General features: G+C 64.2%; 14 protein-coding genes and 1 pseudogene. 6 read left to right on the forward strand and 9 right to left on the reverse strand.

What is annotated here, in order from left to right; translation table 11 throughout:
• Positions 1 to 10: 10 nt before the first annotated feature.
• A complete protein-coding gene (locus ATF69_RS13160) occupies positions 11 to 685 on the reverse strand; it encodes an HAD family hydrolase (protein WP_108497127.1) in 675 nt (224 codons plus the stop codon).
• A 25-nt stretch (positions 686 to 710) separates the two neighbouring features.
• Positions 711 to 1,712: an RluA family pseudouridine synthase gene (locus ATF69_RS13165; RefSeq protein WP_146871248.1), complete on the reverse strand. Its 1,002-nt coding sequence runs from the start codon at positions 1,710 to 1,712 to the stop codon at positions 711 to 713.
• A 599-nt stretch (positions 1,713 to 2,311) separates the two neighbouring features.
• On the opposite strand from ATF69_RS13165, the gene ATF69_RS13170 reads away from it, so the two are divergent.
• From ATF69_RS13170 to queF, 4 genes are all read left to right on the forward strand, one after another.
• Positions 2,312 to 5,470, forward strand: a complete 3,159-nt coding sequence (locus ATF69_RS13170) for an Rne/Rng family ribonuclease (RefSeq protein ID WP_146871249.1) — start codon at positions 2,312 to 2,314, stop codon at positions 5,468 to 5,470.
• A gap of 227 nt (positions 5,471 to 5,697) precedes the next feature.
• Positions 5,698 to 6,483 (forward strand): peroxide stress protein YaaA, encoded by a 786-nt coding sequence (gene yaaA, locus ATF69_RS13175; RefSeq protein WP_146871250.1) that lies wholly within the window; start codon positions 5,698 to 5,700, stop codon positions 6,481 to 6,483.
• 36 nt (positions 6,484 to 6,519) lie between these two features.
• On the forward strand, positions 6,520 to 7,425 hold the full coding sequence (locus ATF69_RS13180) for a 2OG-Fe(II) oxygenase (protein ID WP_146871251.1): 906 nt from the start codon (positions 6,520 to 6,522) through the stop codon (positions 7,423 to 7,425).
• Positions 7,426 to 7,524: 99 nt separating this feature from the next.
• Positions 7,525 to 8,370, forward strand: coding sequence for an NADPH-dependent 7-cyano-7-deazaguanine reductase QueF (gene queF, locus ATF69_RS13185; RefSeq protein ID WP_056061310.1), 846 nt, complete (start codon positions 7,525 to 7,527; stop codon positions 8,368 to 8,370).
• A 35-nt stretch (positions 8,371 to 8,405) separates the two neighbouring features.
• Here the strand turns inward: queF and ATF69_RS13190 are convergent, their stop codons facing one another.
• The 5 genes from ATF69_RS13190 to ATF69_RS13210 form a co-directional block, all read right to left on the reverse strand.
• Positions 8,406 to 8,672 carry a hypothetical protein gene (locus tag ATF69_RS13190; protein ID WP_056061307.1) on the reverse strand — a complete coding sequence of 89 codons (267 nt, stop codon included), beginning with the start codon at positions 8,670 to 8,672 and terminating at the stop codon, positions 8,406 to 8,408.
• A gap of 93 nt (positions 8,673 to 8,765) precedes the next feature.
• Positions 8,766 to 10,325 carry a methyl-accepting chemotaxis protein gene (locus tag ATF69_RS13195; RefSeq protein ID WP_146871252.1) on the reverse strand — a complete coding sequence of 520 codons (1,560 nt, stop codon included), beginning with the start codon at positions 10,323 to 10,325 and terminating at the stop codon, positions 8,766 to 8,768.
• Between the two features lie 193 nt (positions 10,326 to 10,518).
• Positions 10,519 to 11,766, reverse strand: a complete 1,248-nt coding sequence (locus ATF69_RS13200; RefSeq protein WP_244303725.1) for a Y-family DNA polymerase — start codon at positions 11,764 to 11,766, stop codon at positions 10,519 to 10,521.
• A 95-nt stretch (positions 11,767 to 11,861) separates the two neighbouring features.
• Positions 11,862 to 12,611, reverse strand: coding sequence for a glycosyltransferase family 2 protein (locus tag ATF69_RS13205; RefSeq protein WP_146871254.1), 750 nt, complete (start codon positions 12,609 to 12,611; stop codon positions 11,862 to 11,864).
• The gene (locus ATF69_RS13210; protein WP_146871255.1) at positions 12,608 to 13,615 is read right to left on the reverse strand and encodes a UDP-glucuronic acid decarboxylase family protein; all 1,008 of its coding nucleotides are present in this window, start codon (positions 13,613 to 13,615) and stop codon (positions 12,608 to 12,610) included. Before ATF69_RS13210 ends, ATF69_RS13205 begins: the two co-directional genes overlap by 4 nt.
• A 207-nt stretch (positions 13,616 to 13,822) precedes the next feature.
• Between ATF69_RS13210 and ATF69_RS13215 the strand changes: the two genes are divergently transcribed.
• Positions 13,823 to 14,989 (forward strand): nucleotide sugar dehydrogenase, encoded by a 1,167-nt coding sequence (locus ATF69_RS13215; RefSeq protein ID WP_146871256.1) that lies wholly within the window; start codon positions 13,823 to 13,825, stop codon positions 14,987 to 14,989.
• Positions 14,990 to 15,052: 63 nt separating this feature from the next.
• Here the strand turns inward: ATF69_RS13215 and ATF69_RS13220 are convergent, their stop codons facing one another.
• Entirely contained in the window at positions 15,053 to 15,997 is a 945-nt protein-coding gene (locus ATF69_RS13220; RefSeq protein ID WP_244303730.1) for a DMT family transporter, read from the reverse strand.
• A 135-nt stretch (positions 15,998 to 16,132) separates the two neighbouring features.
• Between ATF69_RS13220 and ATF69_RS13225 the strand changes: the two are divergent.
• A pseudogene (locus tag ATF69_RS13225) lies at positions 16,133 to 17,012 on the forward strand (LysR family transcriptional regulator).
• A gap of 23 nt (positions 17,013 to 17,035) precedes the next feature.
• On the opposite strand, the gene ATF69_RS13230 reads toward ATF69_RS13225, so the two are convergent.
• A complete protein-coding gene (locus ATF69_RS13230; RefSeq protein ID WP_146871258.1) occupies positions 17,036 to 18,721 on the reverse strand; it encodes a thiamine pyrophosphate-binding protein in 1,686 nt (561 codons plus the stop codon).
• Positions 18,722 to 18,726: the final 5 nt, after the last annotated feature.

Below are 18,726 nucleotides of genomic sequence, written 5' to 3' on the forward strand. Positions count from 1 at the left end.
GATACCCGCGTCAAGCGTTGTGCAGCAGCCAGTCGTGCAGCTCGCGCACCGAATGCACAACCGCCAGCGGCTGGAGAGCATGAAAGGCGTCGGGCTCGTGTGCGCCATAGCTCACCCCTACGCTCGCACAGCCCGCGTTGACCGCCATCTGCAGATCATGGGTGGTGTCGCCAATCATCAGCAGGCGCTCAGGCGCCACGTCAAATTCGGCCATCAGCTCCTGCAGCATCAGGGGGTGCGGCTTGCCAGCGGTCTGGTCGGCGGTGCGGGAGCCGTCGAACACGCCGCGCAAATCCACCGAATGCAGCGCCTCATCCAGCCCGCGCCGGCTTTTGCCCGTGGCCACGGCCAGCAGGTGCCCACGTTCACGCAGATCGCTCAGCAGCGGCAACACGCCATCGAACAGGCTCAGGTCGTCCTGGTGCTGGATGTAGTGGAAGCGGTAGCGGTTGCCCAGCTCGGTGTACTTTTCGGGCGGCACATCGGGGGCAGCATGGGCCAGCGCCTGCATCAGGCCCATGCCAATCACATAGGCGGCCTCCTTGTCTGTGGGTACCGTGCCGCCCACGTCGCGCACCGCTGCCTGGATGCAGCGCACGATGATGGCGGTGGAGTCGAACAGGGTTCCATCCCAATCAAAGGCGATGAGGTCGAAGCGGCGCGGACGGAAGTTTTTGGCAGACATGGAGGGGGTTCTTCGCGCAGGATCGTCAGGCAGGGGACACAAAATCGGCCAGCTCAGGGGGTAGCTCGGCAATCAGTTGCACACGCTCGCCCGACGCGGGGTGGTTGAACTGTAACCGCCATGCGTGCAGGAACATGCGCTTCATCGAGAGCTTCTGCAGGCGCTTGTTGAGGTCAAAGTCACCGTATTTGTCATCACCCACGATGGCGTGGCCCTGGCTGGCCAGGTGCACACGGATCTGATGGGTGCGGCCGGTCTTGATGGTCACCTCCAGCAGGGACATCGCCGGCAGGCCTTGAGCGGGGCGCGCGGGCACGGTGCTGCGCACCTTGACCAGCGTGATGGAGCGCATGCCATCCGGGTCATCGGCCGTGGTCACACGCACGCGGCGCTCGCCGTCGGCCTGCAGGTACTTGTGCAGTGGCAGGTCGATGACCTTTTTGTTGGCAGGCCAGGTGCCCGTGACGAGTGCCAGATAGGTCTTGCCTGTCTCGCGCTCACGGAACTGGTCTTGCAGGTGAGTGAGCGCTGACCGCTTCTTAGCCACCAGCAGGATGCCCGAGGTCTCGCGGTCCAGGCGGTGCACCAGTTCCAGGAACTTGGACGCCGGCCGCGCCTGGCGCAATTGCTCGATCACGCCAAAACTCACGCCGCTGCCGCCGTGCACCGCCACGCCCGCGGGCTTGTCCAGGGCGATCAGGTGCTCGTCTTCGAGCAGGATGGGAAATTCGCGCGCAGGCGCCGGACGCTCGGCCTTCTCGGCCACCTTGTCGGAGATGCGCACGGGCGGCAGGCGCACCACATCCCCTGCTTCCACGCGGGTGTCGGCACTCACGCGGCCTTTGTTGATGCGGACCTCACCGCTGCGGATGATGCGGTAGACATGCGTTTTTGGCACGCCTTTCAAGTGGCGTATCAAAAAGTTATCGAGCCGCTGGCCAGCGGAGTCAGCATCCACTTCCACCAGGCGGGCTGCGGGAAGCCCCGCAGGGGCTGTGGGCGGTTTGGCCCCTATAATGTGTTTCACCTGCGCGTTGTTATGTAAGTGGTTGATTTGTCTGGAGTTTAGTCCACACAGCCCTTGCCCCTCACGCAGGCAGGTCGATGCCACCGGGCGTCGTGCGCGCAGATTGCAGGCCAGATGCCTGTGGTGGCCAGCACGCCGTGCGGCGGGCTGACAGATTGAAACACTGATACGGAATCCCCCAAGCTGGCAGATGTTCCCTACCCGGGCGCAGCCTGTCAGCGGATCAAAGCGAGCATGTGGTTGTTGATGAGCTGGATGGTGACCTTGTGGCGGTGGCTGATGCCCCCGGCTGCACGCTCCAATTCAGCCCCAACGCCCAGCCAGCAAGCGCAATCAGCTACTCTTTTGCTAGCAAAACTGCGCTCCTACCACTCGCCCCCATCCACGCGCCCCTGCCTCACGATGCTGCGCTAGAGCGCGGCAGATCATTGGCATTCCCGGCAATTCCCTTCGTTTCGATGCGTCAGTCCAGGCATTCACAGCTCCTGTAGAGCTTGTTGTATTGGTTTGGAAACTGTGGGCAGCAGCCCGCGCAGCCCTCCCTGTGGGTCAGGTGGGCTGCACCGCTGCTGTCCGCGAAACACTGAAGGAATCGCATCATGAAGCGGATGCTCATCAACGCCACGCAGCCCGAAGAACGGCGCCTGGCCATCGTCGACGGACAAAAGCTCCTCGACTACGAAATCGAAATCGAAGGGCGTGAACAGCGCAAGGGCAACATCTACAAGGCCGTCGTCACCCGCGTCGAGCCTTCGCTGGAAGCCTGTTTTGTGGACTACGGCGAAGACCGCCACGGTTTCCTGCCGTTCAAGGAAATCTCGCGCAGCTATTTCACCCCCGGTGTCTCGCCCAGCCAGGCGCGCATCAATGAAGTGATCAAGGAAGGCCAGGAACTGCTGGTCCAGGTCGAAAAAGAAGAACGGGGCAACAAGGGCGCGGCCCTGACCACCTTCGTCTCGCTGGCCGGCCGCTATGTGGTGCTGATGCCCAACAACCCCCGTGGCGGTGGCGTTTCACGCCGCATCGAGGGCGAGGACCGCGCAGAGCTCAAGGAGGCGATGGACCAGCTGGAATACCCGAACGGCATGTCCATCATCGCGCGCACCGCTGGCATTGGCCGCACCGCGCCCGAGCTGCAGTGGGACCTGAATTACCTGCTCAAGCTGTGGAACGCTATCGACGGCGCCGCCAAGGGCGGCAAGGGCGCCTTCCTGATCTATCAGGAATCGAGCCTGGTGATCCGCGCGATCCGCGACTACTTCAACAATGACATCGGTGACATCCTCATCGATACCGACGACATCTACGAACAGGCACAGCAGTTCATGGCGCACGTCATGCCCGAGCATGCCGCCCGCGTGAAGCGCTACCGCGACGACGCCGCCCTGTTCAGCCGCTTCCAGATCGAGCACCAGATCGAATCGGCCTACGCCCGCACCGTGCAGCTGCCCTCGGGTGGCGCCATCGTGATCGACCACACCGAAGCGCTGGTCAGCGTGGACGTGAACTCGGCCCGCGCCATCAAGGGCGGCGACATCGAGGAAACCGCCACCCGCACCAACCTGGAAGCCGCCGACGAAGTGGCGCGCCAGATGCGCCTGCGCGACCTGGGCGGCCTGATCGTGATCGACTTCATCGACATGGAAGAGTCGAAGAACCGCCGCGAAGTGGAAAACCGCCTGCGCGACGCGCTGCGCCAGGACCGCGCCCGCGTGCAATTCGGCACCATCAGCAAGTTCGGCCTGATGGAAATGAGCCGCCAGCGCCTCAAGCCCGCCTTGAGCGAAGGCTCGTCCATCCCCTGCCCACGCTGCGGCGGCTCGGGCCACATCCGCGACACCGAATCGTCGGCCCTGCAGATCCTGCGGATCATTCAGGAAGAGTCGATGAAGGACAACACGGCCGCTGTGCACTGCCAAGTGCCGGTGGAAGTGGCTTCGTTCCTGCTGAACGAGAAGCGCACCGAGATCGCCAAGATCGAACTCAAGCAACGCGTGGCCGTGCTGATGGTGCCCAACAAGACGCTGGAAACCCCCAACTACCGCCTGGAACGCCTCAAGCACGACGACCCGCGCCTGGACCACATCGAAGCCAGCTATAAGCTCGCCGAAGAAGTGGAAGACCCCACCGCCGTGACGCGCCGCTCGCAAGAGCCCACCAACAAGCAGACCCCGGTGATCAAGGGCGTGCTACCTGACGCACCCGCCCCCGTGGCAGAGCCCCGCCCCGAAGGCGCCGCACGCCCACCCCGTGGTGGCCAACGCCCTGCAGCCGCTGCCACCCCTGCACCGGCACCAGTAGCCGCTCCAGCACCCGCCCCAGCCGCACCGCAAGAGCAAGGCTTCTTCGCCTGGCTCAAGAGCCTGTTTGGCTTTGGCAGCGCGCCGGCAGCCCCCACCCCGGTCACAACGGCATCGCCCGCTGCCGCACCTGCCGCTGCCGAAACCACCAGCCGTGGCGAACCGCGCCGCGAAGGCCGCAACGGTGAAAGCCGTGGCCGCCGTGGCGGCCGCGATGGCAACCGGGACGGTCAGCGCGAAGGCGCACCACGTGATGGCAACCGCGAAGGCAGCTCTGGCGAAGGCCGTGGCCGCCGTGGCGAACGCTCGGCCGAAGGCCGCGCTCCCCGCGATGCAGACAGCCGTCCACCCCGCGACGCAGAGCGCCGTCCCGAAGGCGAAGGCCGTGAAGGGGGCCGCAACGGACGTGGCGAAGGCCGTGAAGGGGGCCGTGGCCGCCGCGACAGCGAGCCGCGCAACCTGAACGCTGGCGTGAATGGTGACAACACCAACGCTGCAACCACTCCGGTGGAAGGCCCCAACGCAGGCAACACCGGTGGCGCAGAAGGCCAGCCGGCGCAGCAACCCCGTGGCGAGCGCGGTCCGCGCCGCGAACGTGGTGATCGCGGTGGCAACCGTGGTGAACGCGGTGAACGCGCTCCTCGCGCGGTCGAGGCCCAGGAGGCAAGCGCCACGGCCGCCGCTGGTGACTTTGCGGACACCGCTCCACTGGCATCGCTGCCGGACCTGGACCTGAGCGGCAATGACGCACCCGCCAACGGCAATGGCGCCACCGAAGAGCAGCGCCGCGAGCGCCGCTCCCGCGACCGCTATGGCCGTGACCGCCGCGAACGTGGCGAGCGTGGCCCGCGCGACAACAACGGCAACGCCGAAGCAGCTGCGCCAGCGATGCTGGACTTTGACCCCACCCAGGCCGAGCCCACACCGGCACAGGACGAGGCGCCGCGCCGCAGCTACTTCAGCAACGCACCCGCCGCCGAGCCCGTGGCACCGGTGGCAACCCCTGTCGCAGCTCCTGTGGCAGCCCCAGCCGCTTCAGCCACTGAGCCAGCCGCAGCGCCTGTTACCGCGGCAGCTGTTGCAGCGCCCGTTGCAAACCCTGCAGCCGCCCCGGTGGCTGCACCGGCGCCTGTCGCAGTACCCGCACCGGCGGTAGCCGCCCAGGCACCCGTAGCAACAGCTGCGCAAGCCAAGGGACTGCCCCGCGTTCAGGCGTTCACGCTGCCCATCGATGAACTGCAGCAAGTGGCTGCCGCATCGGGCCTGCAGTGGGTGAACTCTGACGCGGACAAGATCGCTGCCGTGCAGGCCGCCATCGCTGCCGAGCCCAAGCCCATCCGCGTGCCCCGTGAGCGCCCCCCTGCGGTGGTGCTGGACGAAGGTCCGCTGGTGCTGGTGGAAACCCGCCGCGACCTGTCGGCCATGGCGCTGCCGTTTGAGCAGCCCCCAGCAGCCTGATGCGCTGCAATGGCTGCTGCCCTCAGGGCCGCAGCCCACGCAAAGAAGGCGGCTCAGGCCGCCTTCTTTTTTTTGGGCAACTGAGCAAGCACCGTGCTGGGCGCCAATACCCGCAAGCGACAGAAGACGGTCGTCCAGCAGGTACCATTTCAGGCCGCTGGCGCAGCCAGCAACCCGCGCTTTCCAGGCCACACTTCACCCCCGAGATCCACGGACCCTTTGCCCCCATGCTGTTCCTGCTGTCTCCCGCCAAATCGCTCGACTACGACACGCCCGTTCCCGAAGGCCTGCCGCACACCACGCCCCAGTTTGTGCCGCAGTCCACGGCCCTGATCGAAGTCCTGCGGGAGCAGTCGCCGCAGCAGATCGCGTCGCTGATGGAACTGAGCGACACGCTCGCGGCGCTGAACGTGGCGCGTTACCAGGCCTGGCGCCCCCGCTTCACGGCCCACAACTCGCGCCAGGCGGTGCTGGCCTTCAATGGCGACGTGTACGAGGGGCTGCAAGCCCGCAGCCTGAGCGCTGACGACCTGGACTGGGCCCAGAGCCATGTCGCCATCCTCAGTGGCCTGTATGGCGTGCTGCGGCCGCTGGACCGCATGCAGCCCTATCGCCTGGAGATGGGCACGCGCCTGGCCACCGAGGCAGGCAGCAACCTGTACCAGTTCTGGGGCCGCCAGATTGCCGAGCACCTGAACACCCGGCTGCGCGCCGACACCACGCCGGTGGTGATCAACCTCGCCTCGCAGGAATACTTCAAGGCCGTGGACCGCAAGGCACTCAAGGCCCGCGTGATCGAATGCGTGTTCGAGGACTGGAAGGGCGGCAACTACAAGATCATCAGCTTCTTTGCCAAGCGCGCACGCGGCCTGATGGCTCGCTATGCCATCACCCACCGCCTTGCCACGCCCCACCAGCTCGAAGGGTTTGACCTGGACGGCTATGCCTTTGCCCCGGCATCATCCGAGCCCGAGCGCCTGGTCTTCCGGCGCAAGACTCCGCCCTCCGCATAAATCCGCCCACCACCCTGCTCTTGTTGAAGGACCGCCATGGCATCGCGTTCTGACCAGCACCCGGACAGCACCACCACCCAGCACGCCAGCGCAGCGCGGCAGGCCATCACCCCCGAGTTGCGCCGCTGGATCATCGAGCAGGCCCAGGCGGGCTACGCTGCGCCCGTGGTGCTGCAGTCCATGCGTGACGCAGGCTGGGACGAAGACGTGGCGGCGGATGCGCTGGAGATCACGCTGCAGGAGCACCTGAACGACCTGGCTGTGCAGCAGGGCCTGCCCTCGGCCGTGCGGGTGCCCGAGCCCCGGCTGGATGAATCCCCCGCCCAGGTGGACTGCGGAGACCGCACCGTGAATGTGCTGCTGGCCATGGCACAGCCGCGCATCGTGGTGTTTGGCAACCTGCTGTCGCCTGAGGAGTGCGATGCACTGATAGCCGCTGCAGAGCCCCGCATGGCACGCTCGCTCACCGTGGCCACCAAGACCGGGGGCGAAGAGATCAATGCCGACCGCACCAGCGACGGCATGTTCTTCCAGCGCGGGCAAAGTCCCCTGATCCAGCGCATCGAGGAGCGCATTGCGCGCCTGCTCCACTGGCCCATCGAAAACGGCGAAGGCCTGCAGGTGCTGCACTACCGCCCCGGCGCCGAATACAAGCCGCACTACGACTACTTCGACCCCGCCGAGCCCGGCACGCCCAGCATCATCCAGCGCGGCGGCCAGCGCGTGGGCACGCTGGTGATGTACCTGAACACACCTGACAAAGGCGGCGGCACCACCTTCCCCGACGTGCACCTGGAGGTGGCGCCGCAGCGTGGCAACGCGGTGTTCTTCAGCTACGAGCGCCCGCACCCGTCCACCCGCACCCTGCATGGCGGCGCCCCCGTGATCGCCGGGGACAAATGGATTGCCACCAAATGGCTGCGTGAGCGGGAATTTCGGTAAAAACCCCGGCATGCGCTAGTCGAACACGCGCCAGCAGCTATAAAAATAGTAGCAATAGCACAGACCCCCTTGGAACCCACACACCCGAAAGACCAGGCCATGAACACGCCAGAACAATCCCAACTCGGCAAGGCATCGGCCTACGTGGACCAGTACGACGCCTCGCTGCTGTTCCCCATCCCCCGCGCGGGCAAGCGGGCCGAGATCGGCATCACCGGCTCGGCGCCCTTCTTCGGGGCCGACCTGTGGACGGCGTTCGAGCTGTCCTGGCTGAATGCGCGTGGCAAGCCGCAGGTGGCGCTGGCGCACATCACCGTGCCCTGCGAGACGCCCAACATCGTCGAGAGCAAGTCGTTCAAGCTGTATCTCAACAGCTTCAACAACACCCGCTTTGCCGATGCGGCCGAGGTGCAGGCCCGCATCCGCGCCGACATCAGCGAAGCCGTATGGCGTGGCGCCGACCACCCCGCCACCGTGGGCGTGAAGCTCATCGCACCCGAGCTGTTCGACCAGGAGCCCGTGCATGAGCTGGATGGCCTGAGCCTGGACCGGCTGGACGTGGAATGCACGCGCTACCAGCCCGCGCCCGACCTGCTGACGGCCACATTCAACGAAGCGCCCGTGACCGAAACCCTCACCAGCAACCTGCTCAAGAGCAACTGCCTGGTGACCGGCCAGCCCGACTGGGGCAGCGTGCAGATCAGCTACAGCGGCCCGCAGATCAACCAGGAAGGGCTGCTGCAGTACCTGGTGAGCTTTCGCAACCACAACGAGTTCCATGAGCAGTGTGTGGAGCGCATCTTCATGGACGTGTGGACACGCTGCAAACCCATCAAGCTCACGGTGTATGCGCGCTACACGCGCCGGGGCGGGCTGGACATCAACCCCCTGCGCACCAGCCACCCGCAGGCCCTGCCGCGCAACGTGCGCACTGCCCGGCAGTAGGCCTGCCCCCGCCACCCGTCAACCGACCGCATCCGTCAGTTGCGCGCATCGATCCAGTCGCACCGCAGGGTGTGGCGCAGGTGCGCGCGGGTACGCCAGGCAACGTACAGGCTGGGGACAAAAATGCCGATCAGGCAGACCGGCGCGGCGCAGGGCTCGCCAAAAGCGCAGATGGGAAACCAGCCCACCCAGCCCAGCATCCAGACCGTCAGCACCAGGTCCCACAGGTGGTATTCGAGCGGGTGGTCGGCCTTGTGCGCCACATGCCACTGCTTGATGCGCTGCAGCTCGTCGAGGGTCATGGTGATCTCCCGGAAAACGGGAAAATCACTGTAAGTTACGAGTAAGAATTCGTCAAGGTGCGAGTATTCCTTGGCGGCTCGTTGCAGCGCCGCTCACCCCAGCCGGAACACATCCACCGAGCGGCCCAGCGACACCGCGCTTTCCTTGAGGCCCTGGGCGGCGGCGGCCGACTCCTCCACCAGCGCGGCGTTCTGCTGCGTCACGGTGTCGAGCTGCGTCACCGCCTCGTTGACCTGGGCAATGCCCTGCGACTGCTCCTTGGTGGCGCTGCTGATCTGCTGGACCAGCGTGCTCACGCGCTCCACGGCGTGCACGACGCCCTCGATGGTGGTGCCCGCATGGTCCATCTGCTGCGCGCCGCTGGCGATCTGGTTCACCGTGACGCCGATCAGGCCGCTGATCTCCTTGGCCGAGCTGGCGCTGCGTTGCGCCAGGGCCCGCACCTCGCCCGCCACCACCGCAAAGCCCCGGCCCTGCTCGCCTGCACGGGCCGCCTCCACGGCGGCATTGAGCGCCAGCAGGTTGGTCTGGAAGGCAATGCCCTCGATCACGCCCACGATCTCGCTGATCTTGGTGGACGACAGCTTCATCTGCTGCATGGCCGCCCCCACCTCCTGCACCGCCTGGCCACCGCGCGTGGCGATGTCGCTGCTCTGTGCGCTCTCGTGCGACACCTTGGCCGCTGTCTCCGACGTCTGCAGCACCGTGCTGGCCAGTTGCTCCATCGCAGCGGCAGTTTCTTCCAGGCTGCTTGCCTGCGACTCGGTGCGGGCCGACAGGTCCATGCCGCCGCGTGCGATTTCGTCGGCCGATTCGATGAAATTGCGCACCTCGGTGCGCACGTCGCCCACCACGGCGCGCAGGTTGACCTGGGTCTGCTGCAGGCGCTGCATCAGCGCGCCCAGGGGTTGGGGGTAGTCGGTGCCCACCGACGTGGCAAGGTTGCAGGCCGAGATGTCGGACGCGAAGCGGGTGGCATCGTGCACGCCCTGAAGCACCGTGGCCTGAAAGCGCCACAGCGTCCACCCCGCCCCCAGCAACAGCAGCACCAGGCGGGCCACCCAGGCGGTGGTGCCTTGCAGCCCCATCACGTCGGGCAACAAGGCCAGCAGCACCGTCATCAGCAGCAGGATCGCCATGCGGGGCAGCAGCGCCATCTGCGCCAGGCGCTGCTGCCAGCCACGCACTCCCCGGTAGCGCACGTTGCCCGAGTCCAGGTAGAAGCTGCTTGCGCCCGAAGCCGCCTCGCTGCGCATCTGGGCATACAGGGCCTCGGCGGCCACCATCTCGGCCGCACTGGGCTTGGTGCGCACCGACATATAAGCGCGTGGCTTGCCGCCCTCCATGATGGGGGTGACGTTGGCTCGCACCCAGTAGTGGTCGCCGTTCTTGCGGCGGTTCTTGACCAAGCCCGTCCAGGGCTCGCCCCGGCCAATGGTGCGCCACATGTCCTTGTAGGCCTCGGCCGGCATGTCGGGGTGGCGAATGATGTTGTGCGGCTGGCCGATGAGCTCGTCGTAGCTGTAGCCACTGACGCGCACAAACGCCGGGTTGCAGTGCGTGATCTCGCCCTTGGTGTTGGTGCTGGACACCAGCAGCTCATCACCGGGGTAGTCAAAATTCTGCTGGGTCACTGGCAGGTTGATGCGCATTCGAGGCTCCTGAAGGGCCTGCGGCAGGGGCAGGCGGCGCGGCTTTTTCTGGCGTGTTGTATGTAACCGCTTGATACGAATCAAGTCTAACTGCTCCCTCCCCTGCTTTGCCCCAAAAAGGTGCCTCCCCACGCCCCTCAAAGCGCAAACACTGAAAGCCTGCTCACCGCCTTTTGGAAATCCGCAGCCTCAATCAAAAAAGCTGCCCGGTTTCCATGGTCGCCTCTGCCCGAGGCCCGCGCCGACGCCCCTCTGCGGCCGCTGTGGCACGCGGCTCTGGCGCTGGTTCTTCCCCCCGCCGCGCCAGTGTGCTGGCCCGCACGCCGAGCAGCCGCAGGCGCTTGTCCAGCGGCACGCGCTTGAGGCATTGCCCGGCCAGCTGCCGGATGGTCGCCCCGTCGGCGGTGTAGCTGTTGGCGGTATGGTCACGCGTCGCGATCTTGAAGTCGTCATAGCGCAGCTTGATACCGATGGTGCGCGCCACATAGCCCTTGCGCTGCAGATCTTCGGCCAGCCGCATGCACAGGTCGGTAAAAATGGTGCCCAGCTCGGCCCGGTCACGCACCGCATGCAGGTCGCGGTCGAAGGTGGTCTCGCGGCTCATGCTCACTGGCTCGCTCTCGGTCACCACCGGGCTGTCGTCGCGGCCCCAGGCCACGCGGTGCATCCAGGCGCCGGTGGATTTGCCAAAGTGGCCCATCAGCCACTGCTCATCCTGCGCGGCAAGCTGTCCGATGGTTTCAATGCCCAGCCGCGCCAGCTTCTCGCCCGCCTTGGGACCGATGCCGTTGATCTTGCGCACGTTCAGAGGCCAGATCTTGCTCTGCAGGTCTTCCTCGTAAACGATGGAGATGCCGTTGGGCTTGTTGAACTCGCTGGCCATCTTGGCCAGCAGCCGGTTGGGCGCCACGCCGATCGAGCAGGTCAGCCCGGTCCTATCAAAGATGCTTTTCTGGATGAGCCGCGCCAGCACCCGCCCGCCTTCGCGCTGGCCGCCGGGCACGTCGGTGAAGTCGATGTACACCTCGTCCACCCCCCGGTCCTGCATCACCGGTGCGATCTCGGTGATGGTGCTCTTGAACAGGCGCGAAAAGCGTCGCACCTCGTCAAAATCCACCGGCAGCACGATGGCCTGCGGGCACAGCTTGGCGGCCTTCATCATGCCCATGGCCGAGCCCACGCCGAACTGCCGTGCGGGGTAAGTGGCCGTGGTGATCACGCCCCGGCCCACGTAGTCCTTGAGCAGCGGAAAGTCTTCCACCGGTATGAAGCGCCGCTCGCGCTCCTCGGTGCCGTCTGGCCCGCGCAGCAGCAGCTCGTCCACCTTGCGCCGCCCGCCACCGATCACCACAGGCAAGCCTTTGAGTTGCGGGTAGCGCAGCAACTCCACGGACGCAAAGAACGCGTCCATGTCCAGGTGCGCGATGCGGCGCAACGACATCATGTGATCCATCTCAGTGCTTGATCGTCGATAGCACAGAGAAGGACGGCCATGGCTGCACAACGGCGATCATCACTTGCACACCTGCCAATAAATCAGGCAGCGCCTGCAACCTGGAGCCGAATCCGAAGCCGCGCCAACATCTCGTCTGACGGCAGTTGAACGTCGGTCAGAGTCGCGTCATGCAATCCATGATCGGGAATCGGTAACCCCGCCTGCTGATAATCGTAGCTCCAGTTGGATTCGTAAAGCACCGTCCAGCGGCCAGTCCATTCCATTCGCAAACGATGCGCACGAACAAGGTCGAACATGAGCCGGTCGCACTTGGGCGTTGCAGCGCGTGGAATCATCCCCCAAAGGGTCCACACGAATGCGGCTGAACGATGAAAGGACATGCAGCTGGTATCGACATGCTGCCGCGAAACATCCTCTTGCGACACCAAGCGCAAGTGTTCATGCCCCGGCAAAAAAATGTACCGGGACCCAAAAACGGCATCGAGTGGAACGCCATCATCTATCGCACGCTGATAGGCAGACACTAGGCTTTCCAGGTGCTCGGGCTCGAACAAGTTATCTGCGTCGAGAAAGCAAGCCACGTCCGCCCCTTCGTTCAGTGCCAGCAAAGCGCCTACGCTTCGCGGAGTGCACCCATAGTCTGCATGCGCACTGGGCAAATTAACTGCCACTACGCGCTCATACCCCTCCATCACCTCAGGCCTGGGATGACCATCGGCCACCATGTAGTGCACAAAATTTCGATAGGTTTGCCTCTGCACGCTGTCCATTCCGCGACGCAATACCGCCTCAGACTCTTTGAAATAAGGCGTGATGACAGCAACTTTCATGACGCACCTTCCTCACGCATTACTTGAACAACGCCATCCACAGAAGTGGTTGAGGTGGCTGACAAAAGTTGCCGAAAATAGTCCACCGTCTTTTCCAACCCAACGGACAGAGGCACTGTGGGCTCCCAACCCAGTACGTGCTTGGCGCGCGTAATGTCCGGACGCCTCTGGCGGGGATCATCTTGGGGCAAAGGACGAAAGTCCACCGCGGTGCACGCCCCCGTCAACGTCAGTACACGATCCGCAAGCTCACACATGGAAAGCTCGGTGGGATTGCCCAGATTGATGGGTCCGGTTACCTCCAGCGGGCTTGCCATCAATGCGAGCAGCCCTTCGATCAGGTCATCAACGTAGCAAAACGATCGCGTCTGCGAGCCATCACCGTACACCGTTAGGGAATCGCCACGCAACGCTTGCACGATGAAGTTGCTCACCACTCTCCCGTCATCTGGCTGCATGCGAGGTCCATACGTGTTGAAGATTCTCGCTACCTTGATGGCCACTCCGTGACGGCGATGGAAATCGAAAAACAGGGTTTCAGCGCAGCGCTTTCCCTCGTCGTAACAAGCCCTTGGCCCCAAGGGATTGACATGGCCCCAGTACGCCTCGGTCTGTGGACTGACCTCAGGATCACCATAGACCTCGCTGGTAGACGCTTGCAAAATGCGCGCGCCACACCGCTGGGCGAGTTCGAGCAGATGGATAGCCCCGTACACGGAGGTTTTGACGGTATGCAACGGATCGGCCTGGTAATGCGGAGGCGATGCCGGACAAGCAAGGTTGTAAATTTCATCAACCTCCATCCCGGCTGGCAACGGTTGTGCGATGTCGTGCGTTATCAGTGCAAAGTTCCGGTGCGCCAAAAATGAGGCGACATTCGCATGCGATCCCGTCAGGAACGAATCCATGCAGAGGACGTGACACCCAGAACGCAGCAATCGCTCACACAAGTGGGAACCCAAAAAGCCAGCACCACCAGTAACAAGAATGCGTTTGGAGACCATGGAAACCTTGCAGGAACGAAGGCGGAATGCAATGAGCAAGTGAACTGCATAATTATCAGTGCCTACCGTTGCTGGGATCTACATGATGATGGATACCGACGCGCAGGCAACGGACAACAAAATCTTCGCTGCGCTGAGGTAAGGACACCTGCAGCGCACTCTGCGGGTACTACCCACCCGGGTACATCCTCCGCCTCTCAAGGTCCCATGAAAATAGCTGTCGCTGGAATCGGGTATGTTGGTCTTTCCGTGGCCGTGTTGCTTGCGCAACACCACGATGTTGTATTGATCGATATCGCACCAGACAAAGTACAGCAAGTTTCTGACCGGATATCGCCCTTCTGCGACCCCGATATCCAACAGTATTTGAGCGACACGTCGTTGCGCCTAGAGGCCACACTAAGCCAGCAAGCAGCCTATGAGCGAGCAGACTATGTGATCGTGGCAACGCCCACAGACTTTGATCAGAAGACCGGCACTTTCGACACTGCCTCTGTGGATGCTGTCATACAGAGCGTATTGGCGATCCAACCCAATGCGGTGATCGTGATTCGCTCAACCGTGCCAGTAGGATTTACTGAGAACGCAAAGACCCGTTGGGGTACCAATCAGCTGGTTTTCTGTCCAGAGTTTCTGCGGGAGGGCCAAGCTCTGCATGACACGCTCAACCCCTCACGTATCGTTGTGGGTGAGCGCTCGGAACGAGCACAGACTCTTGCAGGTCTTCTATTGGAAGGCGCGCGCTCCAAAGAAGTCCCCGTGTTGTTCACCAACGCCAGAGAAGCAGAGTCGATCAAGCTTTTTGCCAATGCCTATTTGGCGATGCGTGTGGCGTACTTCAATGAACTTGACAGTTTTGCTGAAACCCACGAGCTCAACACGCGGCAGATCGTCGAAGGCGTGTGCGCCGACCCTCGCATTGGCGGGCACTACAACAACCCATCGTTTGGCTACGGCGGGTACTGCCTGCCTAAAGACACCCAACAGCTGCAGGCCCAATTCGACGGTATCCCTCAACACCTGATCAGTGCCATCGTACGCTCCAATGTTGCACGGCAACATTTCATTGCTGAGCGCATCATGCAACGCGACCCGCAGAGGGTGGGAATATTTCGGCTGATCCACAAGCAAGGATCGGGAAACTTCCGCACATCCAGCATCCAAGGGGTAATGATGCATTTACAGGATCGAGGAGTTGAAATACTTGTCTACGAACCGAACTTGAATGCAGCAGACTTCCTTCATTTCCGAGTGGAGCATGATCTCGACACCTTCAAGCGCTGCTGCGATGTCATCCTCGCCAATCGAATTACAGATGTCCTCAACGACGTGGTGCACAAGGTCTACACCCGAGACCTCTTTGGCCGAGACTAGCGCCACCAGTTCGCCAACAATAACTGCTAGCTCCCAATCCACTCTATGGGTAGCAGATGTGGGCTATGGACCTCGCCCAAGCTTCTGACCAAAACCCATAGAAATCAGCATCAGCACCATCCCCCCCAGCTGCCAACCGCCCAAGGTGTGCTGAAAGTACAACCAGTCCACCACGATGGCGACCGTGGGGTAAGCAAACTGCAGTACCGCCACCCGGGCCGTCGCCAGACGGGACATGCCTGCGTACATCAAGGTATACGCCAAGCCGGTGTGGATCAGGCCCAGCCCAGCCAGCCATGCCCAGGAGACACCCCAGGCAGGCCAACCGTGCCCTACGGGGGCCACCCACAGCACGGCCGCACCCAGCGCACATTGCCACCACGCCAAGGTCCCCAGCGGCAACACCCCCAAGCGCTTGGCGACCACGGTGACGGTGGCTGTGCACAGCGCACCGATCAGGCACAGGCCCACGCCCACCCAGTAGCCTGGCGCGTGGCTACCGCCCGATGGAGTCAACCCCTCCGCAACCCCCGTGGCCAGGACCAGCCCCACCATGGCGACCAGCACCGACACCACGCGCTGCCCGGGCACGGACTCTTTCAACCACCAAGCCCCCAGCAGCAACACCCACAGCGGTTGCACATGGAACAGCACCACCGCCACCCCGGTGGGCACCTGCTGGATCGCGGTGAAAAACAGCCACCAGCTCGCCAACATGAGCCCGCTGAGAAGCAACACCCACGGCAAAGCAGCCCAGCCCACCCAGAGCCCCCGCCGAAGTGCCGACCAAGACTGGTTGCGCCAGGCCATCCACAACGTGAGCCCGATGAGGCCAAACGCGCACCGGAACCACGTCACCGTCAACGGCGCCGCCTGCGCCTCGTGCACAAACACGCCGATGGTGCCCAGCAGCGCGTTGCCCAGCACGAAGGCGACCCAGCCATCCAGCCGGCGGGCATCCGGCAGCACGTGGGCAACAGCCACAGGTGAAGCGGACGCTGGAACCACGGGTGCGGATGTGCCTGAAACGGTAGAGGAAGACTGCTGCATGCCCGCAGTGTGGCTGCCAGTCTTTGCAATCCAAAGCGCATAATTTACACACCAACCATTCGATCATCGAATACATCATCACTGGGGCAATCCATGAGCTACCGCGATTTGCAATTCGATTGGCTTCAGTGTCTGGTGGCTGTGGTGGATGCAGGCTCGCTCTCCGGCGCGGCGGCCGAGGTGCACCGGTCCCAGTCGGCGGTCAGCATGCAGCTCAAGAAGCTCGAAGACGCTGTAGGCCACCGCCTGCTGGAGCGCGATGCCCGCAAGCAGCACCTCACGCCCGAGGGTGAAACCCTGCTGGGCTATGCGCGCCGCATTCTGGAACTGCACGCAGAAGCACATGACGCACTGAACGGCGACGCCCTCACAGGCCGGGTGCGGCTGGGGGTGCCGGATGACTACGCAGCGCGCTACCTCACGCCCGTGCTCAAGCGCTTTGCGCCCCGTCACAGTGCGGTGGAGATTGAGCTGGACTGCGAGCAGTCCACCGCACTCATCCCGCGTGTAGCCAATGGCGACCTGGACCTGGCCCTGATCTCGCGCGATCACGCACGCCGGGGCACGCTGCTGTTCCATGAGCCCATGGTGTGGGTGGGGTCGGCGCAGTTCGAGTTGTGGAGGCGTGACCCGCTGCCGATTGCGGTGTACGAATCGGCCAGCCTGGCGCGGCGCGGCGCCATCCACGCGCTGGCGCAGCAGGGGCGCCGCTACAAGGTGGTCTATCACAGCTCCAGCCTGGCCGGGCAAATTGCAGCGGTGGAATGGCCTGGCCGTGGCCGCCCTCACCCACTGCAGCGTGCCATCGCAGCTGCAGGTGCTCGGCACCGAGCAAGGCCTGGGGCCACTGGCCCCTATGGAGGTGGCCGTGTACCGCAGCCGCGCATCGCGCGGCTCCAAGGCGGTGGACAGCCTGCAGAACCTGCTGGTGCAGACCCTGCGGCAGTCGGGCGGCGCCCGCGTGACCGGCTGAGCGCCTAAGTACGAGACGGTGGCCTACTTCTTGGAGAGTGCTGCACTGCGAATGCCCTGCAGCGTGCCGGTGGGCGTGATCGCCTCGGGGTCGATCAGGCAGTGCAGCACGCTGGGCAGGCCGCTGGCACGGGCGCGGGAGAGTGCAGGGGCGAAGTCTTCGGTGCGCTCCACCCGCTCGCCGTGGCCCCCAAAGGCCTGCGCGTAGGCCTTGAAGTCAGGATTCTTGAGCTGCGTGGCGCTGATGCGGCCGGGGTACTCGCGCTCTTGGTGCATGCGGATGGTGCCGTACATGGCGTTGTCCAGCAGCACCACGAGGATGGGCAGGCCGTACTGCACGGCGGTTGCAAACTCCTGACCGTGCATTAGGAAGTCTCCGTCACCCGCAAAGATCACCACCTCGCGCTGCGGCCACAAGCGCTTGCCGCCCACGCCTGCGGGCAGACCGTAGCCCATTGACCCGCTGGTGGGCGCCAGCTGGCTCGCGTAGGTGGTGAAGGGCCAGAAGCGGTGAATCCACGTGGCAAAGTTGCCTGCGCCGTTGCAGAAGATCGTATCGGCGGGAAGCACTTCCTTGAGGTGCTGCATCACCTGGCCCATTTGCAGGTTGCCAGGGATGCGGATGGGCGCCGTGTCGCTCCAGGCCAGGTACTCGGCATGGGCCGCTTCAGCGTGCGCCTTCCAGGGCACTGCCGCCGTGGGCCGCACAGAATTCAATGCAGCTGTGAAAGCCTGTGGCGTGGCGTGGATGGCCTGGGTGGGGCGATACAGCTTGCCCAGTTCATCCGCATCGGCATGCACATGCACCAGGGGCTGCGCGGGGGTGGGAATGTCGAACAGCTCATAGCCCTGCGAGGGTACTTCAGACAGACGCCCGCCCACCACCAGCACCAGGTCCGACGCCTTGATGCGCGCCAGCAGCTTGGGGTTGACGCCCAGGCCCAGGTCACCGCCGTAGCAGGCATGTGTGGCCGGGAACAGCATCTGGCGGCGGAACGAGCAGTACACGGGAATCGACCACGCTTCGGCAAACGCGGTGAACTCGCGCACCGCCTGCTCGGACCAGCGGCTGCCACCCAGGATGGCCACGGGATTTTTGGCGGCTTGCAGGCGCTGTGCCAGCTCGGCCATTTGCGCAGTGCCAGGGTGGGTCTCCGTCACCTGGTAGGGCAATGCATCGGCCACAGTGGCGGCCTCGGTCAGCATGTCCTCGGGCAGCGCCACCACCACGGGGCCAGGGCGGCCCGAGGTGGCGACATGGAAGGCGCGCGAGATCAGCTCCGGCACGCGCGCCGGGTCGTCAATCTGCACCACCCACTTGGCCATGGTGCCGAACACCGCGCTGTAGTCCAGCTCCTGAAACGCCTCGCGCCCCACGGCACCGCGTGCCACCTGGCCTACGAACAGGATCATGGGGGTCGAATCCTGGTGGGCAATGTGCACACCGGCCGATGCATTGGTGGCGCCGGGCCCGCGCGTCACAAAGCAGATGCCGGGCTGGCCGGTGAGCTTGCCCTGCGCCTCGGCCATCATGGCCGCCCCGCCCTCCTGACGGCACACGGTCACGCCGATGTCGGCATCGTGCAGGGCATCGAGCACGGCCAGGTAGCTTTCGCCGGGCACGCAAAAGAGCTGCTTCACACCATGGGTGATGAGCTGCTGCACCAGGATCTGGCCGCCGGTGCGGGGGGTGAGGGAGGTCGTGTTCATATCAA

The sequence above is a fragment of the Acidovorax delafieldii genome, assembly GCF_007993815.1.
In the GTDB taxonomy this organism is placed as follows: Bacteria; Pseudomonadota; Gammaproteobacteria; order Burkholderiales; family Burkholderiaceae_C; genus Acidovorax; species Acidovorax delafieldii.